This is a genomic window from Janthinobacterium silvisoli (assembly GCF_014200725.1).
In the GTDB taxonomy this organism is placed as follows: domain Bacteria; phylum Pseudomonadota; class Gammaproteobacteria; order Burkholderiales; family Burkholderiaceae_D; genus Janthinobacterium.
Genome location: NZ_JACHCL010000003.1, coordinates 131,832 through 151,263 on the forward strand (window position 1 = coordinate 131,832; position 19,432 = coordinate 151,263).

The 19,432-nt window shown below is 61.9% G+C and carries 17 protein-coding genes; 10 read left to right on the plus strand and 7 right to left on the minus strand.

The window, feature by feature from the left end; translation table 11 throughout:
* Nucleotides 1-133: 133 nt before the first annotated feature.
* Nucleotides 134-535 (plus strand): hypothetical protein, encoded by a 402-nt coding sequence (locus HDE75_RS16985; protein ID WP_183678375.1) that lies wholly within the window; start codon nt 134-136, stop codon nt 533-535.
* 12 nt (nt 536-547) lie between these two features.
* Here HDE75_RS16985 and HDE75_RS16990 read toward each other — a convergent pair whose 3' ends face one another.
* The gene (locus HDE75_RS16990; RefSeq protein WP_183678377.1) at nt 548-1,474 is read right to left on the minus strand and encodes a histone deacetylase family protein; all 927 of its coding nucleotides are present in this window, start codon (nt 1,472-1,474) and stop codon (nt 548-550) included.
* A 194-nt stretch (nt 1,475-1,668) separates the two neighbouring features.
* On the opposite strand from HDE75_RS16990, the gene HDE75_RS16995 reads away from it, so the two are divergent.
* The 5 genes from HDE75_RS16995 to HDE75_RS17015 all read left to right on the plus strand — a co-directional run bounded on the left by HDE75_RS16995 (nt 1,669) and on the right by HDE75_RS17015 (nt 7,457).
* Nucleotides 1,669-2,586 carry an AAA family ATPase gene (locus HDE75_RS16995; protein ID WP_183678379.1) on the plus strand — a complete coding sequence of 306 codons (918 nt, stop codon included), beginning with the start codon at nt 1,669-1,671 and terminating at the stop codon, nt 2,584-2,586.
* A gap of 5 nt (nt 2,587-2,591) precedes the next feature.
* The gene (locus HDE75_RS17000; RefSeq protein ID WP_183678381.1) at nt 2,592-3,512 is read left to right on the plus strand and encodes a DUF58 domain-containing protein; all 921 of its coding nucleotides are present in this window, start codon (nt 2,592-2,594) and stop codon (nt 3,510-3,512) included.
* A gap of 8 nt (nt 3,513-3,520) precedes the next feature.
* Entirely contained in the window at nt 3,521-5,506 is a 1,986-nt protein-coding gene (locus tag HDE75_RS17005; protein WP_260174175.1) for a transglutaminase TgpA family protein, read from the plus strand.
* Nucleotides 5,507-5,514: 8 nt separating this feature from the next.
* Entirely contained in the window at nt 5,515-6,687 is a 1,173-nt protein-coding gene (mltB, locus tag HDE75_RS17010) for a lytic murein transglycosylase B (RefSeq protein WP_260174174.1), read from the plus strand.
* 437 nt (nt 6,688-7,124) lie between these two features.
* Nucleotides 7,125-7,457: a hypothetical protein gene (locus HDE75_RS17015; protein WP_034751784.1), complete on the plus strand. Its 333-nt coding sequence runs from the start codon at nt 7,125-7,127 to the stop codon at nt 7,455-7,457.
* Nucleotides 7,458-7,587: 130 nt separating this feature from the next.
* Here the strand turns inward: HDE75_RS17015 and cysM are convergent, their stop codons facing one another.
* Nucleotides 7,588-8,490 (minus strand): cysteine synthase CysM, encoded by a 903-nt coding sequence (gene cysM, locus HDE75_RS17020; RefSeq protein ID WP_183678387.1) that lies wholly within the window; start codon nt 8,488-8,490, stop codon nt 7,588-7,590.
* A gap of 265 nt (nt 8,491-8,755) precedes the next feature.
* Here cysM and HDE75_RS17025 point away from each other — a divergent pair, with 265 nt between their 5' ends.
* On the plus strand, nt 8,756-10,519 hold the full coding sequence (locus tag HDE75_RS17025) for an FAD-dependent oxidoreductase (protein WP_183678389.1): 1,764 nt from the start codon (nt 8,756-8,758) through the stop codon (nt 10,517-10,519).
* Between the two features lie 4 nt (nt 10,520-10,523).
* Here HDE75_RS17025 and HDE75_RS17030 read toward each other — a convergent pair whose 3' ends face one another.
* Nucleotides 10,524-11,879, minus strand: a complete 1,356-nt coding sequence (locus tag HDE75_RS17030; RefSeq protein ID WP_183678391.1) for a M28 family peptidase — start codon at nt 11,877-11,879, stop codon at nt 10,524-10,526.
* 355 nt (nt 11,880-12,234) lie between these two features.
* On the opposite strand from HDE75_RS17030, the gene HDE75_RS17035 reads away from it, so the two are divergent.
* Nucleotides 12,235-12,987 (plus strand): PEPxxWA-CTERM sorting domain-containing protein, encoded by a 753-nt coding sequence (locus HDE75_RS17035; RefSeq protein ID WP_183678393.1) that lies wholly within the window; start codon nt 12,235-12,237, stop codon nt 12,985-12,987.
* 76 nt (nt 12,988-13,063) lie between these two features.
* Nucleotides 13,064-13,924, plus strand: a complete 861-nt coding sequence (locus HDE75_RS17040) for a sterol desaturase family protein (protein WP_183678395.1) — start codon at nt 13,064-13,066, stop codon at nt 13,922-13,924.
* Here the strand turns inward: HDE75_RS17040 and HDE75_RS17045 are convergent.
* The gene (locus HDE75_RS17045; RefSeq protein WP_183678397.1) at nt 13,839-15,239 is read right to left on the minus strand and encodes a DHA2 family efflux MFS transporter permease subunit; all 1,401 of its coding nucleotides are present in this window, start codon (nt 15,237-15,239) and stop codon (nt 13,839-13,841) included. The genes HDE75_RS17040 and HDE75_RS17045 overlap by 86 nt on opposite strands.
* A gap of 123 nt (nt 15,240-15,362) precedes the next feature.
* Here HDE75_RS17045 and HDE75_RS17050 point away from each other — a divergent pair, with 123 nt between their 5' ends.
* Nucleotides 15,363-16,283, plus strand: a complete 921-nt coding sequence (locus HDE75_RS17050) for a LysR family transcriptional regulator (protein WP_183678399.1) — start codon at nt 15,363-15,365, stop codon at nt 16,281-16,283.
* Between the two features lie 81 nt (nt 16,284-16,364).
* On the opposite strand, the gene HDE75_RS17055 is transcribed toward HDE75_RS17050, so the two are convergent.
* From HDE75_RS17055 to HDE75_RS17065, 3 genes are all read right to left on the minus strand, one after another.
* A complete protein-coding gene (locus HDE75_RS17055; RefSeq protein WP_183678400.1) occupies nt 16,365-16,928 on the minus strand; it encodes a ComEA family DNA-binding protein in 564 nt (187 codons plus the stop codon).
* 186 nt (nt 16,929-17,114) lie between these two features.
* Nucleotides 17,115-18,059, minus strand: a complete 945-nt coding sequence (rfaE1, locus tag HDE75_RS17060) for a D-glycero-beta-D-manno-heptose-7-phosphate kinase (protein ID WP_183678402.1) — start codon at nt 18,057-18,059, stop codon at nt 17,115-17,117.
* Nucleotides 18,056-19,423 carry a UDP-glucose dehydrogenase family protein gene (locus HDE75_RS17065; RefSeq protein WP_183678404.1) on the minus strand — a complete coding sequence of 456 codons (1,368 nt, stop codon included), beginning with the start codon at nt 19,421-19,423 and terminating at the stop codon, nt 18,056-18,058. The genes rfaE1 and HDE75_RS17065 overlap by 4 nt, the downstream gene beginning before the upstream one ends.
* Between the last annotated feature and the right edge of the window lie 9 nt (nt 19,424-19,432).

Genomic DNA, 19,432 nt, shown 5'->3' on the forward strand with positions numbered 1-19,432 from the left:
TTCCACAAAGACTCTTATATTTATTTTCAGCAATAAAAAAATATGCTCTAATACCGCCTCTTAAATGAAAAGCAATGATTTCAGGGGTATGCGCCCTGCGCAGGCCGGAATCAAACGAAGGGAAGCGGTACACATGATGAGGGAAAAGACTGGCGACACGCCGGCACTGGCAAGGGATATCGTCACGGGAGCAGAAAAGACGGGTTGGCGCTATCGCCGGCCAGCGCCAGCCAGGCGCCCGCCGCACAGTCTGGCGCGCCTGAAAAAGCAATATCGTCAGCTGCAACAAAAAATCGCGGCGCTGGAAGACACCTTGAAACGCCAGAGCGCCGACACGTATGGCTTGCAATCGCTGTACGATAACCTGGTCAATGAAATCAAGCATCACCGCGACATGCTGCACCTGGACAGCTTCGATACCGAGAAATCTTCGGCCGTCTATACGCAAGCCTGGCGACGCTTCATGGCTGGCGACGCGCTCGGTTTCCAGACGCATCGGCATACCAACTCGCGCAGTCGCCTGCCACTGTTTTAAAATCAGAACACCTTACAATTCGGCCAGCGCCTTCACATGCGCTGCCACGCTGCGGCCCAGCGACGACAGGTTATAACCGCCTTCCAGGCAGCTGACGATGCGGCCCTGGCCATACTGTTTGGCCACCGCCATCATCTGTTCCGTCATCCATGTGTAATCGGCTTCGACCAGGCCCATGCCGCCCACATCATCTTCGCGGTGGGCGTCGAAACCGGCGGAAATGAACAGCATTTGCGGGCGGTGCCGGTGCAGCGCCGGCAGCCAATGGTCTTGCACCAGTTGCCGCACCACCTCGCCTTTCGAGCGGGCCGGCACGGGTACGTTGACGCGCGTGTCCGTGTACGACTCCACATCGCTGTACGGATAATACGGGTGCTGGAAAAAGCTCACCATCAATATGCGCGGGTCGTGCGCCACCGATTCAGCCGTGCCATTGCCGTGATGCACGTCGAAATCGACGATGGCCACCCGTTCCAGTCCCCGCACGTCGAGCGCATGCTTGGCGGCGATGGCGACATTATTGAACAGGCAAAAACCCATCGGTTCGCTGGGCCGCGCATGGTGGCCGGGCGGGCGGATGGCGCAAAAGGCATTGGCGATCTCGCCATCGATGACGGCGTCGGTGGCCGCCACGGCGGAACCGGCCGCCGCCAGCGCCGCATGATAGCTGTGCGCATTGAGCAGGGTGTCGCCGTCGAGCGGATAATAATCCCCCTCTGCCGGCACATTATCGCGCACCAGGCCAATCGCCGTGGCGCTGTGATTGCGTTCGATATCGGACAATTGCGCACGCGCGCCATCGCGGTGCTCGACCAGGTCGCTGATATGCGCCAGTATCAGTTGATCGCTGATGGCCTGCAGGCGCGCCGGCGATTCGGGATGCCACTCGCCCATTTCATGGCGACGGCAATCGGGGTGGGTGTAAATAGCTGTACTCATTGCTGTACTCTTGGTCTCTGTATCCTCGGACGCCTTCTCGCATAAAATCCTGGCGTGCTTTTACTCTGCATCTGCTCTAATCTACCACGTGCGCGCCGCTGGCGGGCGGCGCGCCAGGCAGGCGCATCGCCGTTCGTGTGACCAAAGTGCAGTCATTGTAAATTAATCAGCCCTCGCCCCATGATGGAAACCCCATGTTTTTGAAAATACACGCGGCCGCGCGCCAGATCGGCGAAGTACTCGTCGGCAAAGAATTGCAAATCCGCCAGACCCTGGCCTGCGTGCTGGCCGGCGGCCATGTGCTGATCGAGGACGTGCCCGGCGTGGGCAAGACCACCCTGGCGCACGCGCTGGCCATCACCCTGGGCCTGCAATGGAAGCGCCAGCAATTTACCAGCGACCTGCTGCCCGCCGACGTGGCCGGCATGTCCGTGTATGACCGGGGCAGCGGCAGTTTCGTGTTTCATCCGGGCCCGCTGTTTACGCAAGTGCTGCTGGCCGACGAGATCAACCGCGCCACGCCGAAGACCCAATCGGGCTTGCTCGAAGCGATGGAAGAGCGGCAAGTGAGCCAGGATGGCGTCACGCGCTCACTACCACAGCCCTTCTTCGTGATCGCCACGCAAAACTGCGCACACCAGCTGGGCACTTTCCCGCTACCTGAATCGCAGCTGGACCGCTTCCTGATGTGCGTCACCCTGGGCTACCCTGACGCCGCCACCGAACGCGCCCTGCTGCTGGGCGCCGACCGCCGCCGCATGCTGCAAGAGCTGCCGGCCGTGATGAACGCGGATGAATTGCTGCAGGCGCAAGCGGCGCTGAAAGACATCCATGCCGCACCAGCGCTGGTCGACTATGTACTGGCGCTGGTGCACGCCACGCGCAATGGCGGCGCGTTTGTCGATGGTCTGAGCCCGCGCGCCGCGCTGGCCCTGCTGCAGGCGGCGCGCGCCTGGGCCGCGTTGGCGGGGCGCGACCACGTCACCCCCGAAGATGTGCAGGCGATGCTGCTGCCCGTCTGCGCGCACCGCCTGCATCCGGCGCAAGGGGTGCAAGGCACACAGCACAGCCGCGCGCTGCTGCAGCAATTGCTGCTGGCCGTACCCGTCTGAGCGCCATGCAGAGCAGCGGCAGACCATGGCGGTCTTATTTGCCCGTGCGGCCCTGGCTCGGTGCGCACCGCGTGCATATCCGCCCTTCGCGCGCCGGGCTGGCATTTGGCGCGCTGTTGCTGGCGCTGTGGATCGCCGCCGTCAATTTCCAGCTGGGCTTAGGGTATGCGCTGACCTGTTTTGCGGCCGCCTGCGCCATCGTCGACATGCTGTTCGCCAGCCGCAATCTGGCCGGCCTGTCGCTGGCCGCCGCGCCGGGCCAGGCCGTATTTGCCGGTGACAGCGCGGTGTTCACGCTGCGCCTGATCAACCGCAGCGGCCGTTCGCGCCACGCCATCACCGTACACCCGGCAATTAGCGAGGCGCAGCAAGCCGATGTGGCAGCCCACGGCAAAAGCGCCATCGCCATCAATGTGGCGACCACCCGGCGCGGCTGGCTGGAAGCGCCCGCCGTGCGCCTGTCCAGCAGTTTTCCACTGGGTCTGTTTTATGCCTGGTGCTGGTGGCAGCCCGAAGCGCGCGTGCTGGTGCTGCCGCGCCCGGAGACGCCCAGCCCTGCCTTGCCGATGCCCGCACGGCAACAGGAAAACCAGCATCAGGAACTGGCCGGCGTGCGTGCCTACCAGCCCGGCGATCCGCAGCAAAGACTGGCCTGGCGCCAGATCGCCCGCCACGATGGCGAACATTTATACAGCAAGCATTTCCAGGATAGCGGGGACAGTCAGGGCGCCCTGCTGTTTGACCTGGCCAGCCTGCCCGTCACCCTGGAGCCGGAAGCGCGGCTGTCGCGGCTGGCCGCCTGGGTGCTGCAGGCGGAACGTGCAGGCTTGCCTTATGGGCTGCGCCTCGATGGTTTGACCCTGGCGCCCGGCCTCGGTCCACGCCATCAGGAAAGCTGCTTGCGCGCCTTGGCGGAAGCGCCATGATGCGCGCCATGAGCCGTGAAAAAACCGACATCGTGCTGCTGTTGCTGGCGGCCGCGATGGTGCTGGCGCCGCATGCGCTGCACTTGCCTATCTGGCTGTCGGCGGCCGTTGCCGCGCCCCTGCTGTGGCGGACCGTGATCACCGTGCGCGGCCAGAAGCAGCCGCCGCTGAGGGTCTTGCTGCCGCTGGCGCTGCTGGGCATCGCCGGCGTCTACCTCAGCTATGGCAGCTTGCTGGGCCGCGATCCCGGCGTAGCCATGCTGGCCCTGCTGCTGTCGTTAAAATCGCTGGAAATGCATGGCCGGCGCGATATCTTCGTGTTTGTTTTTCTCAGTTTTTTCCTGCTGCTGGCCAGTTTTTTTCATACCCAGGGCATCGCTGCCGCCGTCTGGATGCTGGCCACCGTCGTGATGCTGCTGGCGGGATTATTGTCGTCCCAGTACGGCGCCGTGCAAGCGCCACTGTGGCAGCGTTTGCGCTTGCTGGGGCAGATGCTGGCCATCATTATCCCATTTTCAGTGCTGCTGTTTTTTACCGTGCCGCGCCTGAGCGGCCCGCTGTGGGGCGCATCCCATGACGGGGAACAGGCGCACACGGGATTGAGCGACAGCATGTCACCTGGTACGGTCGCCAGCCTGGCCCTGTCTGGCGAGACGGTGCTGACGGCGCGTTTCAGCACGCCAGTCCCGCCGCAGGATCAGTTGTACTGGCGTGGCCTGGTGCTGAACGATTACGATGGCGCCAGCTGGACCCGCGGCACAGAACCTGTCAGCGCCGGCAAGGCCGACATCGCGCTCGATGGCGCGCGCAGCGATTACGCTGTCAACCTGCAGCCCAGCGGCCAGCGCCGCATTCTGGTACTCGACCTGCCCCGCTCCATCGAACGCCTGGCCGGCAATCCCTACCTGGTGTCGCCGGCGCTGGAAGTGTCGACCGTGCGTCCCATCGATGCGCCCGTGCGCTACCGGGCCAGTTCCAGCATGGGCTACCAGTTGCAAACCAGGCTGCCAGCGGTGCAGCAGCAGCGATGGCTGCAACTGCCGGCAGGTTTCAATCCGCGCAGCCTGGTCTGGGCGCGGCAATTACGCGGCAGCGGCGCGCAACAATTGCCGCCAGAGGCAGCGGTCGAAGCCGTGCTCGCGTACTTTCGGCAAGCACCATTCCGCTACACCTTGCAGCCGCCCTTGCTGGGTAAGGATGGCGTCGATGATTTTCTGTTCCGCACCCAGGCGGGCTTCTGCGAACACTATGCAGGCAGCTTTACGGTGCTGATGCGCGCCATGGGCATACCCGCCCGCGTGGTGACTGGCTACCAGGGCGGCGAACGCCATGCCGATGGCAGCTTGATCCTGCGCCAGTCCGACGCGCATGCCTGGAGCGAAGTCTGGCTGGCAGGGCGCGGCTGGGTGCGTATCGATCCTACCAGCGCGGTGGCGCCGCTGCGCATCGAACGCAATCTCGATGCAGCGTTGCCGCCTGCCGTGGCAAGCTGGCGCACGCTGATCGGCCTCGATGGCGATAGCGGCGGCACGGTCGATGCCTGGCGCAGCCAGTGGCAACGCGTCGAACAGGGCTGGAAAAGCTGGGTGCTCGATTACACGCCGCAGCGCCAGCGCGATGCGCTCGCTGCGGCCAGGTCGCTCTCGCCCAGTACCATTGCGATCATCTGCGCTCTGCTGGCCAGCATGGCCGCACTGGCAGGATGGCTGATGCATAGGCGGCAAACTGCGCACATCGATCCACTGAGCGCGCTCGACGCGCTATATGCGCAATTTTGCCGCCAGCAGGCACGCCGCGGCTGCAGCCGTGCGCCGCATGAAGGCCCGCACGGTTATGCTGCCCGCCTGGCCGCTACCACCGCGACACCCGAGGCGCACGCCGCCATGGCACGCTTCCTGGCAATCTATGCCGCGATGAAGTATGGTAATGCCAGTCTGGATGAACAAACCCGTGCGCAGCACACCTTGCGCCGCCTGCTAACCCAATGCCGATGAGACGCTCCTTGCTACCGATCAAATACGCCCCCCTGTCCCTACTGTTCTCGCTCCCATTGTTACTGTCCGGCGTGTGCAGCACCGCCTACGCCGCTGAAAACAGCAATATCTCGGCCGCCGACCGCGCCCAGGCACTGCGCGCAGCCAAGGCGCAAGCCGCCAAGAAGTCCTCCCCGAAAACGGTGGCGCAAAAAGCCCCCGCCAAATTCGACTTCGAAGGCGATGATGTCAACTACGCCAACTGGAAAGAAGTGCGCAGCTTCCTCGACGACATAGCGGCCAGGGACGGATTCGACCGGGCAGCACTCGACGACCTGATCAGCAAGGTGCGGTATGTCGATACGGCCGTACAACTGATGAAACCAGCGCCGCCAGGCAAGCCGAAGAACTGGCAAGCCTACAGCGCCCGCTTCATCGAACCGGTACGCATCAATGCGGGCGTGAAATTCTGGAACGAGAACGCCGACGCGCTGGCGCGCGCCGAACGCGAGTACGGCGTGCCGGCCGAGATCATCGTCGGCATCATCGGCGTGGAAACTGTGTATGGCCGCAATACGGGCCGCTTCCGCGTGCTCGACGCGCTCGCTACCCTGGCGTTTTCGTATCCGGAAAGTCCGAACCGCACCGCCCGCATGGAGTTTTTCAAGGGTGAACTGGAAAACGCCCTGCTGTTCGCGCGCAAGGATGGCATCGATCCGCTGACCTTGCTCGGCTCGTATGCGGGCGCCATCGGCCTGCCCCAATTCATGCCCAGCAGCATCATGAAATATGCGGTGGACTTCGATGGCGATAGTCACATCGACCTGCGTAATTCGACCTCCGACGCCATCGGCAGCGTGGCCAATTTCCTGGTGCAGCACGGCTGGAAACGCGACGATCCGGCCATCATCACCTATCCGGCAACTGTGTCGCCGAACCGCGCCTGGGAGAAATTTATCGGCCAGGGACTGGAGGCAAAATTCCGTCTGGAAGAGCTGCAGGCGGCCGGTGTCAGCAGCGTGGCGAACCCGCCACAAAACATGCTTTTTGGCCTGATCGACCTGCAAAATGGTTCCGAAGCAACAGAGTATAGCTTGGCAACCAATAACTTCTTTGCTATAACTCAATACAACAGAAGTTACTTTTATGCCATGTCCGTTATTGACTTGGGCAAGGCAGTTCGCCAAGCGCGCTCTCGCTAACTAAAAGTCGGTGTAAAGTTATAATATTACTTGTAAGAAAGCGTAAGCGATGTTGAAGGCCTTGCCAATCAGGCTTATGGTAGAGACGTCAACATCGTTCTTGCTCTGCTCGCCAGTCTTCGGTGCGACGGGAAATACGGCGTGGTTTTATAATTAACTTTTGTCAAAGTACAATTTTTGATCTATCATAGAGGATAGCAAAGAGTAAATAGGCGTTGCAAATCGACAACGCCTACCAAGTACAAAGCACGATACAGATACTTTCCTGCAAGAAACTGAATCGTGCTGTACAATTGTGTATATATTACGAAAACTGTATCCCGGATCTACCATGTGTGAAATCGTTCCTTTTAGTAAAGAATGAACATGAACGCAGCAAGAGCGAGCTCCGAGTGTTTTTACTTTGCAGTGCAACTACAGAAGGAACAAATAACATCATGACAAATCAAGTCGGCATTGATATGAACAGCGATTCGGATTCCGATGATCTGCTGCAATACAACCCAAACAGATTGCTCGATACCCTGATCGAAAACCTGCGCCTGAAAAATGACGCAGCCCTGTCCCGCGCGCTGGAAGTAGCGCCACCAGTCATCAGCAAAATCCGCCACCACCGCCTGCCGGTCGGCGCATCGCTGTTGATCCGCATGCACGAAGTCAGCGATCTGAGCATTCGTGACCTGCGCTACCTGATGGGTGACCGTCGCAACAAATTCCGCATCAGCGACAAGCAATTCAAGCCTAAAGAAGGCGAAACGCCACAAGGCTGATCCTGCCACTTAGCAGGTTTTCCCTCCCCAGTTCCGGGGAGGGGGTATTTCACTGGCCGTTCTGGCCAAGCAAACTCCCCCCGTTTTATCCTCTATTTAAAAACGCTCTGTAAAGCGCGACGCAGCAGTTTTAGGCTGGAAACACGCCGGTCGACAGATAACGATCTCCGCGGTCGCAGACGACAAACACGATCGTTGCATTTTCCACAGTCTGCGAAATGCGTAGCGCGATTTCGCATGCACCGGCTGCCGATATACCGCAGAACAAACCCTCTTCCGCCGCCAGGCTGCGCGCCATGCGTTCGGCCACGCCCTGGCTCACGTATTCGATCTGGTCCACCCGCGCCTTGTCATAGATTTTCGGCAAATATGCTTCCGGCCATTTGCGGATGCCGGGGATTTGCGAACCTTCCTCGGGCTGGGCGCCGATGATCTGGATGGCAGGGTTTTGTTCTTTCAGGTAGCGCGATACGCCCATGATGGTGCCCGTGGTGCCCATGGCGCTGACGAAGTGCGTCACGCGCCCTTGCGTATCGCGCCAGATTTCCGGTCCCGTGGTTTCATAGTGGGCGCGCGAATTGTCTTCATTGGCGAACTGGTCGAGGATCACGCCACGGCCATCTTTCTGCATCTGTTCAGCCAGGTCGCGCGCATATTCCATGCCGCCCGTCTTCGGCGTGAGCAAGATGTCGGCGCCATAGGCAGCCATGCTCTGGCGCCGTTCCACGCTCAGGTTATCTGGCATCAGCAGCAGCATTTTGTAGCCGCGCAGGGCGGCAGCCATGGCCAGCGCGATGCCGGTATTGCCGCTGGTCGCTTCGATCAGGGTATCGCCTGGCTTGATGAGACCGCGCTCTTCAGCGCGCTTGAGCATGGACATGGCGGCGCGGTCTTTCACGGAACCGGCCGGATTATTGCCTTCCAGCTTGCCGAGGATGACGTTGTTGCGCGCAATTGCATCGGCCCCAGGCAGGCGCGTCAATTGCACCAGCGGGGTATTGCCTATCGTATCTTCAAGTGTCTTGTAAGCCATCGTATCTTCGAGTCTGTCTGAGTAAGTGCAAATAAGTGCAACAAAGGCCCATTCTAATATGAGATGCCAGCCTGTGTACGGCTAATCAAGGGGCACGGCCGGTGCGCCAGCGGGCAAAACAGCCACGCTGCAAGCCGCCTGAGGCCGCATTTTTGCTGTTTTACGGGTGGCGGCGGGTACAATCGCCACACGGCGCGCGCGCATGCGCTAGACTCGCCTCAGTTAGTTATTTTAGTTATTTGCTTATTCGCTTAACGGACTTGCCATGGCCAGCAACACACCTGAATTCATCCCTGAATCCTCCCCCGAAGACGCGATCTCGCCGCGCGCGGCCGAACTGGCCAACCGCCGCCACCAGATCTGGCCAATTTTCAGCGCCGCCGAACTGCGCCGCCTGGAACGCTTCGGCCACCGCGCCTGCTACGCCGATGGCGCCAGCATGTTCAAGGCTGGCAGCAGCGACTTCGGCATGCTGGTCATCCTGTCTGGCAAGGTGGCCATCAGCCGCCACGAAGGCCTGGGCAAGACTTCGCCGATGAGCGAATTGACACCCGGCCAGTTTGTTGCCGAAGTAGCGCAACTGTCAGGCCGGCCGGCCCTCGTCAACGGCCACGCGGTGGGCAACGTGGAAGTACTGATCATCAGTTCGGAATCGCTGCGCGCGCTGGTGGTGGCCGAAGCGGAACTGGGCGAGCGCATCGTGCGCGCCCTGATACTGCGCCGGGTCGGCCTGATCGAAGTCAACTCGGGCGGCCCGGTGCTGGTCGGCCCGCGCGGCAATGGCAATCTGTTCCACATGCAAAGTTTTTTGTCGAGCAATGGCCATCCGCACACGGTACTCGATCCGGCCCAGGATGAAGCCGCCGCTGCGCTGGTCGAGCGTTACCAGGGCACGCCGCCGGAATGGCCGCTGGTGGTGTGTCCCGATGGCAATGTCATGAAAAACCCCAGCCACGCGGAACTGGGGCGCTGCCTGGGCATGCTGCCCGACTTATCGGGCGACCGTATCTTCGACGTGCTGGTGGTGGGCGCCGGGCCATCGGGCCTGGCCACGGCCGTGTATGCGGCGTCGGAAGGCTTGTCCGTGCTGGCGCTGGAACAGCGGGCGTATGGCGGCCAGGCAGGCGCCAGCGCGCGCATCGAAAATTACCTGGGTTTTCCAACCGGTATCTCGGGCCGCGCCCTGGCCGGCCGCGCCTTTGTGCAGGCACAGAAATTCGGCGTCGAGATCGCCACCCCGGCCAGTGCCGCCAAATTGCAATGCGACAGCTGGCCGCTGCGCCTGACCTTGACGGACGGCACCACGGTACGCGCCCGCACGGTGGTGCTGTCGTGCGGCGCGCGCTACCGCCGCCCGTCGCTGGCCAACCTGAAAACCTATGAGGGACGGGGCGTGTATTACTGGGCTTCGCCGATCGAGGCCAAGCTGTGCAAGCAGGAAGAAATCGTACTGGTGGGCGGTGGCAACTCGGCGGGCCAGGCGGCGGTGTTCCTGTCCGGTCACGCCAATAAGGTACATGTGGTGATACGCGGCCCCAGCCTGGCGGCCAGCATGTCGAGCTACCTGATCGACCGCATCGCCGCCACGGCCAACATCAGCGTGCACGCGCACACGGAAATCATCGCGCTCGAAGGCGACGACGACGGCTTGACGAGCGTGCGCTGGCGCAACAACCAGACGGGCCAGGAAGACGATTACGCCGTGCGCCGCGTCTTCCTGTTCGTTGGCGCCGATCCGAACACGGACTGGCTGCACGGCTGCGCCGTGGCCGTCGATGAACAGGGTTTTATCCGCACGGGCTTTGACGTCACGCGCGAGGAATGCCGCGCCCGCATCCGCGCCGGCGACACGCGCGACGACAACTTGCCGGAACGGGCCGCGCTGGAAACCAGTGTGCCCGGCGTCTTCGCCATCGGCGACGTGCGCGCCGGTTCCACCAAGCGCGTGGCGGCCGCCGTGGGCGAGGGAGCAGCCGTGGTTTCCCAAATCCACGGCTTCCTGGCAAAACTGCCTGCAGGCATCGCCTGACGGATTAACGCAGCGGCGTCGGGTAGGTGGCAACGCTGACGTTGCCATCCTTGTCGATCGCCTGGACGCCAAAGAAATAGTTATCTTTCGATAGCTTGATCTTCGCTTGCGTGACATTGCCCACGTCTTTCGCGCCTTGCCACTGGTCGGCCGTGGTGGCCCGCCAGACGACGCGGTAGCCGGCCAGGTCCGGTTCCGTGTTCGGCTGCCAGACCAGTGAAGTGTCGTTTTCCAGCTGTGCCGTGCGCACTTGCACGCCGCTTGGGGCGGCTGGCGCCAGGGCCAGCGAGGCCAGCGCCGCCGCATTTACGCGGGCCACCTTGGCCACGTAGTCATAATCGACGAATTGCGGCAAGTCGCCATACTGCTTGCCACCTTCCTCGCGCACGTTCTGGTGCTGGTGCGCAAAATCCTCGTGCGGTTCCGTAAAACGCAGGGCGGCATAGCCTTGCGCCAGGAAAGGCATATGGTCGCCGCCGCGCAGATAGCGGTCGGCGCGCTGGATCACATTGACCTGGAAACCGGGTACATAGCGCTCGCCCACCTGCTTCACGTGGCGCGCCAGCTGGCGCGAAATCGAGTCGTTTTCGCCCCCCGTCGCCACCAGGCCGCGCACGCCATCGCTCATTTCCTTCACTGCCGGGATGCCTTCGGCAAACAGGCGCACCTGGCCGCCATCGACGGTGCCGTCGTCGGCGCGTGAACTGCCGATGATGTCATTGTTGAGCATTCCGGCAATATTGATTTTTTTCAATTTCGCCTGTTCCGCCCAGTGGCCCGAACCGAGCAAGCCCTGCTCTTCGGCGGCCACCGTCATGAACACCAGCGTGGCGTCAAATTTGTATTGCGCCATCACGCACGCCATTTCGATCACGGCCGCAGTGCCCGAGGCATCGTCATTGGCGCCGGGGGCGTCGCTGGTGGCGTCCATCACGTCGGTGGCGCGCGAGTCGTAGTGGCCACTCACTACATAGATGCGCTCGGCCGATTGCGGCTGGCTGCCCGGCAAGGTCGCCACCACATTGACAATTTCCGTGGGACGAGAAATACGCTTCGAAACCGGTGCGATATGGCTGTCGAAAGCTACCTGCAGGCGTCCGCCTGCCTGAGCGCCGCAGCGCTCCAGTTCCGCCTTGATCCAGCGCCGCGCGGCACCGATGCCCTGCGTGTCGGACACGGTATCGGACATGGTGTGGCGCGTCTGGAAACTGACCAGCTTGCGCACATGCGCCCCGATGCGCTGCGGCGAAATGCCGGCCACGATCTGGGCAATTTCGGGCTGCAGCTGGTCCGCCGCCGGCGCCGCCACCACACCAGACGACAGCAAGGCCGCCGTCATTCCTGTCAACATACGTAACATGTACTGCTCTCCTGATCGTTGTTAGCTGGACATTCTCGCATTTCCAGCAATAGCCGCGTGGCAGAGATCCGCTGAACATGCTTTTTGATGCCATAAAGCAACGCGCCACAGGAATTGAATAGCAAAACGGTAAACTTGAAAAACTTATCAATATTAAATTTCTGTTGTTTTCAAGATATTTCACATGCTCTTTTTTAAACGCTGCTATAATCTGACCAAGAAGACATAATAGTTGTCACATAAATACGAAATACACAGAATCCGGTTCGCTCACCTTACATGGTGCCGAATCATGCCGTTGGCCAAAAAGCTCGCCGACAGTCTGTTACTCAACCTGTCTATATTGGAGCTTTTCATGCGTAAATCTACTCTGCTGGCATTGGCCGCACTGGCATTCTTCAGCGCATCGGCTGCTCAAGCCGATAGCGTCAATCTCGTCAAAAACGGCGATTTCGAACAAACCACCAACGGCACCTCGAAGCAATTGTCGCAAAACGGTGACACCAGCGCCAACCGCACGCAACTGACCGACTGGTCGACCCAGGGCTACAACTTCGTTTTTGGTCCAAACACGGCCGACACCACGGGCTCGAACGGCCTGACCTTGTGGGGTCCGAATTCCTATAATGGCCGTGGCCCGCAAAACGGCCTGACCAATAGCCCAACGGGCGGCAATTTCGTCGCCGCCGACTGGGATTATTTCCCTGCGCCGATCACCCAACAAGTGAGCGGCCTGGTCGCCGGTCAATCGTACACCCTGAGCTTCTCGTATGCAGCCGCGCAGCAAGTGGGCTTCACGGGCGCCAATCCGATCAATTACTGGGATGTGTCGCTGGGTAATCAATCGCAGCAAACCACCGTACTGAGCAACGCCAGCCAGGGCTTCACGGGCTGGAACCAGGCCAGCATGACGTTCACGGCCAACAGCAGCAGCGAATTGCTGTCCTTCATGGCCAAAGGCGGCCCGACGGGCGCGCCACCATTCATGCTGCTCGACGGCGTATCGCTGGTGTCGGCCGTGCCGGAACCATCGACCTGGGGCATGCTGCTGGGCGGCCTGGGCTTGCTGGGCTTTATGGTGCGCCGCCGCCGTCACAACGCAGCCTGATCATCTGCTGTATTGATAAGATCCGGACCGGCCTTGCCCGTCCGGATTTTTTACATCTACCGTCCCTTATCCTGCCATGAGCTTGCTGCAATCGATACAACAACACTTGCCCGGCCTGGCCGTGGATGTGGTGCGCCTGAGCCTGTGGCTGGTGCTGCTGACCTTGTTATTTGTGCCGCTGGAACGCTTTTTCGGCCAGCGCCACGCGGGGCGCTCCAAAGCCGAACTGTTCAGTGACCTGGGCTTTTATTTCCTTAGCAGCCTGCTGCCGGCCATCTTGCTGGCCATGCCGCTGGCGCTAATCGCGGTAGCCGGACAACGGCTGCTGCCCGACGCGATTCCCGCCACGCTGGCCGACTTGCCGCTATGGGCCAAGCTGCTGCTGGGCTTGCTGATCGGCGAAGTCGGCACTTACTGGGGGCATAGGCTCAGCCATGAAATTGCGTGGCTATGGCGTTTTCACGCCGTCCACCACAGCACCGAACACTTGTATTTTCTGGCCAATACGCGCACCCATCCGGTCGACATGATCGTCACGCGCTTGTTCGGCTTGACGCCTTTATATCTGCTGGGCCTGGCCGGCCCTGGCGCGGCCGGCAGCGCGGCGCCCGTGCTGCTGTTGCTGGTCGGCACCGTGTGGGGCTTCTTTATCCACGCCAACCTGCGCTGGCGCTTCGGCCCGCTGGAGTGGCTGGTGGCCACGCCTGCCTTCCATCACTGGCACCACAGCAAATACGACCATATCAACCGCAACTATGCGTCCACCCTGCCGGTGCTGGATCGCCTCTTCGGCACCCATCATTTGCCGCGTGAATGGCCCAGCGCCTGCGGTATCGAAGCAACAATGCCCATCAGCCTGGCTGGCCAGTTGCTCGCTCCCTGGCGCCCCGCGCCTGCCACAGCCCCACCAGCAAACAAAGCAGAGTCAGCAAACTAAGCACCAGCAATAGCCACAATGCCGCTTGAAAGCCCGGTAAAAAAACGGTCTTGCCGCCTGCCGCCTGGAATACGACGGTAGCGATCGTCAGCCCCAGCGCCGCGCCCACATTGTGCAAGGTCCAGGCGGCGCCCATGGCCACGCCCGCCAACTGCGGCGAAACGGACGCCAGCGCCGCCACCGTGGCCGGCCCTAGGATGCAACCCCAGCCTGTACCCATGCAAGCCAGCGCCACCACCACCCAGGTCCAGCTGGTATCTTGCACAAAAACGGCCTGCATGGCCGCCGATACTGCCAGGAACATGAAACCAAGCGCCAGCAGCGGCGCCGTGCCAAAACGGTCGGCGGCGCGGCCTGCCTGCGGCGACACCAGCGCCATCACGGCCGTGATCGGCAGCAGCAGCCAGCCGATCTGGCTGCTGCCCTGCCCCCGCACTTCGCCAAGATACAGGGGCAGCAAGAAGAAGGCGGCGCAATAAAAGAAGGCCAGTGAAAAGTTCGCCAGGCTGGCCAGCAGGAAACGGCCATTCACGAATAAGGTCATTTGCAGCAGGGGCGAGGCCACCGTGCGCTCGACCCACACAAAAGCCAGCAGCAAGACCAGCCCGGCGCCGGCCGTGCCCACGGTGGCTAGCGAAGTCCAGCCCCATGACCCGCCCTGGCCGATAGCCAGCAGCAGGCACGGCAGCGCCAGGGCCAGCAAGACAAAACCGGCCACGTCAAAGCGCTGGTCTGCTTCGCCGCGCGACTCCGCCACCCGGCCCAGGCACAGCATGAAGGCGATAACGATCAAGGGCGCGTTGAGCAGGAACACGGAACGCCAGCCCAGGCTGGCCACCAGCAAGCCACCCGCCACGGGACCGACGGCCAGGCCCAGGCCATTGGCCGCAAACAACATGCCCAGCGCCGTGCCCCGTTCGCTTTCCGGAAACGCATGGGCGACGATGGCCGCCGAGGTGGTGTACAAGGCCGCGCATGCCACGCCCTGCACCAAACGCCAGGCGACGAGGATGGCAATCGATGACGCCAGGCCCGCGCCCAGGGAGGCCAGGCCAAACACCAGCATGCCCAGATACAGCAAACGGCGCCGCCCCAGCAAGTCGGCCAGGCGGCCGGCCGCCACCATGCAGGCCGACAAGGCCATCACGAACACCGTGACGACCCATTGCATCTGGTCCACGCTGGCTGTCAACTCCGTCTGGATCGCCGGGATGGCGGTGTTGACGATGGTAAAGTCGATACAACCCAGAAAGCTGGCGATAGCGATACCGGCCAGGGCCAGCCAGCGGCGGCGGCTCTCAATATGGTTGTGCATGGCTACTCCACTCTTCAATGATCAGACGCTTGATTCTATCTGCGACTGGAAAGCGCCAGTCAAGCCACTCATTCCCATCATTTGATACTAAAATGATCGAATCAACTATCGACAGGACTGGCCATGATCTCCAATGAACGCTTTGCCGGCATACGCGCCTTCGTGCAGGCGGTGGAAGCGGGCAACTTCAGCCGCGCCGCGCAGCAGCTGGGCATGTCGCCGTCCAGCGTGGGCAAGGCCGTGGCCCGCCTGGAACAACGGCTGGACGTGCGCCTGTTCCATCGCACCACGCGCAGCCTGTCGCTGACCGATGAGGGACTGGCCTTTCACGACAGCTGCCTGCGCGCCCTGCGCGAACTGGAGCAGGCCGAAGCGGGCCTGGCCGAGCGGCGCAGCCAGCCTGCGGGACGGCTGCGCATCACCGTGCCCGTGCTGCTGGGACGTGACTGGGTCATGCCGGTGTTGTTGCAACTGGCGGCGCAATATCCTGCGCTGGCGATCGAGGCGCAGTTTTCCAACCGCCCCGTCGACTTCGCCGAGGAAGGCTGCGACCTGGCCGTGCGCATCGGCTTATTGCAAGACAGTGCCAATCTGGCGGCGCGCCAGCTGGGCGTGCAGCGCCTGGCCGTGTGCGCTGCGCCCGCTTATCTGGCGCAGCATGGTGCGCCTGCCACGCCCGATGCACTGGAGCGTCACGCCTGTATCGCCATGCTGCGCGATGGCCGGCTGGAAGCGTGGAAATTTCAGGATCTGCAGGGCAAACCGCGCGACGTCGCGATCACCTCGCGGCTGCGGCTGGGCCATCTGGAAGCCGTCAGGCAAGCGGCGCTGGCTGGCCATGGGCTGGCGCAACTACCTTTATGGCTGGTGGAAAAAGAATTGGCCAATGGCCACCTGCAGATGGTATTGGAACCGTATGCAACTGCGGGCATGCCCCTGTACGCAGCCTGGCCCGCGTCGCGCGCCATGACGGTGCGGCTACGCCTGGTAATCGATACCTTGCGCAGCCATGTACCGCCCGGCTTGCAAGCGAATCAGCCATAAAAAAACCCGCACGGCCGGTACCGTGCGGGTTTCCTGGAATGCTGCGCGGCACCACCACGCAGCATGCGCTACAGCAACAACTTACTTTTTATCCGTAGCAGGCGTGGTTGCATCGGATGCAGCCACCTTGCCATCTTTCTTGGCAGCAGCAGCGGCGGCCTTGGCAGCTTTTGCTTCTTTCTTGGCTTCTTTCTTGGCAGCAGCCGCCTCTTTCTTCGTTTCAGCAGCCGTTTTGGCTGGCGCGGCAGCGGTGTCGGCAGCAGCAGCAGCAGCAGCAGCAGCAGCAGCAGCAGGAGCCGTAGCAGCAGCGGCTGCCTTCGGTGCAGCCTTGGCGGCAGTCGACTTGGCGGCGGCCGGGGCAGCTGGCGCGCCAGACTTGGCCTGACCATTCACTTGCAAGCCCGCTTCCGACAGTTTCACCGAACTTTTCGGCCCCACGCCTTTGACCCTGCTTTCAAAATCAGCCCAGTCCTTGAAAGGACCGCCCTTGGCACGCTCATCGACGATGGCCTTCGAAGTGACGGGGCCGATGCCCTTGACGCTGTCAAGCGCCGCCTGGTCAGCCTTGTTGACGTCAACCTGGGCAAACGCAAAGCCCATCGTCGCGATCAAGGTGATGACCGCCAGCAATAATTTCTTGAACATATGATCTCTCCATGAAGTGGTGTCAAACATCGTTAACAACATTATTTCAAGCTCACTCGAACGCAAGGGAGGACAGCGCCTTAAGGCTTTAACGGCCACAGCGTGAGTTGGTTGACAAGATTGGAGCAGTGCAGAAAAGCGGACCCTGCGCCAGATCAAGCGATCCGGCGCAGCGTGGGGGGAAGTTTATTGCGGGAACAACTCGTCGCGGGTCACGGTAGCCGTACCCAGCTTGCCGACGACGATGCCACCGGCACGGTTGGCCGTGCGCACCGCGTCACCCAGACCCATGCCGGCGCCCAGCATCGCCGCCATGGTGGCGATTACCGTGTCGCCCGCACCGGAAACATCGAACACTTCGCGCGCATCGGTCGGCATGTGCACCACTTCATCGGCCGTGTACAAGCTCATGCCTTCTTCCGAACGGGTCAGCAGCAAAGCGTCCAGGCCCAGATCGGCGCGCACCTGCTGCGCGCGCTGCGTGAGCTGCTCTTCCGTGCTCCAGTTGCCGATGATGCGGCGCAATTCGGACTTGTTCGGAGTAAGCACTGATGCACCCGCATAACGCGAGAAATCGTCGCCTTTCGGATCGACCATGACAATCTTGCCAGCGGCGCGCGCTACCTTGATCATCTCGGCCACGTTCACCAGGCTGCCCTTGGCGTAGTCCGACAGGATCACCACGTCATAGTTGGGCAGCAAGGCATTAAATTGCGCCAACTTGTCACGCAGCACCGTATCGCTGGGCGCTTCCTCGAAATCGATGCGCAGCATTTGCTGCTGGCGGCCAATCACGCGCAGCTTGATGATGGTGGAAATGGCGGCATCGCGCTTCAAATAGCTATGGATACCATCGCTGACCAGCAGCCGCTCAACCTGGCTGCCGGCCTCATCGTCGCCCACCACGCCCAGCAAACTGGTTTGCGCACCCAGCGCGGCCGCGTTGCGCGCTACGTTGGCGGCGCCACCCAGGCGCTCTTCGCGCTTTTCGATACGCACGATGGGCACCGGTGCTTCCGGAGAGATACGGCTGACGTCGCCGAACCAGTAACGGTCCAGCATCACATCGCCCACCACCAGCAGGCGCACTTCGGCCAGAGTCGCTGGCGCGATCATGTCGCGGGCGCTCATGCGCGTGTCAGGATCGAGCGACCGATCCCGTGGTATTCGATGCCAGCCTCGACCATGACGGCCGGCTCGAACAGGTTGCGGCCGTCAAAGATCACCGCCTGCTTCAAGCGCGTCTTGATCTGCTCGAAGTCGGGGCTGCGGAAAGCCTTCCACTCGGTCACGATAGTCAGTGCATCGGCATCCTGCAAGGCATCGAGCGGACTGGTGGCGAAACGCACTTTGGCCAGTTGCTCGGGCGTCAAGTCCAGTTGCAGCACGCGCTTCGCTTCCGCCATGGCGACCGGATCGTAGACCGCCACCGTGGCGCCACGGCCCAGCAGGTCGGCCAGCAAGACGCGGGCCGACGCTTCGCGCATATCGTCCGTATTCGGCTTGAACGCCAGGCCCCACACGGCAAAATGGCGGCCGGTCAGATCCGCGCCGAAGCGCTTGACCACTTTCTCGCCCAGCACCTGCTTTTGCTTGTCATTGACCGCTTCCACCGCGCGCAGGATCAGCAATTCCTGGCCATAGCCGCGCGCCGTGCGCTCGAGCGCCTGCACGTCTTTCGGGAAGCAGGAACCGCCGTAGCCGCAGCCGGCGTACAGGAAGCTGTGGCCGATGCGCGGGTCGGAACCGATGCCGTGGCGCACCGCTTCGATATCGACGCCCACTTTATCGGCCAGGTTGGCCAGTTCATTCATGAACGAGATGCGCGTGGCCAGCATGGCGTTGGCCGCGTATTTGGTGAATTCGGCCGAGCGCACATCCATCCAGTAGGTGCGTTCATGGTTGCGGTTGAACGGTGCGTACAGGGTTTTGAGCAAATCGCGGGCGCGTTCGCCTTCCGGCGTGGAATCGACGCCGATGACGATGCGGTCCGGGCGCATGAAGTCTTCCACGGCCGCGCCTTCCTTGAGGAATTCCGGGTTCGATGCCACCGAAAAGGTGGTCACGACGCCGCGCGCGTCCAGCTCGCCCTGGATCGCGGCGCGCACTTTTTCTGCCGTGCCCACAGGCACTGTCGATTTGTCGACGATGACCTTGTAGTCCGTCATGTACTTGCCGATGCCACGGGCGGCAGCGACGACGTACTGCAAGTCGGCCGAACCGTCTTCGTCCGGCGGCGTGCCGACGGCGATAAATTGCAGCACGCCATGGGCGGCAGCGGCTTCCACGTTGGTGGAAAAGTGCAGACGGCCGGCGGCGCGATTGCGCGCCACGACTTCTTCCAGGCCAGGCTCATGGATGGGGATGCCGCCGCTGTTGAGCAAGGCGACCTTTTTTTCGTCGAGGTCGAGGCAAAAGACGTCATTGCCCAATTCTGCCAGGCAAGCGCCCGTAACGAGGCCCACATAGCCGGTGCCGATAATGGTTATTTTCATTGGATTGCC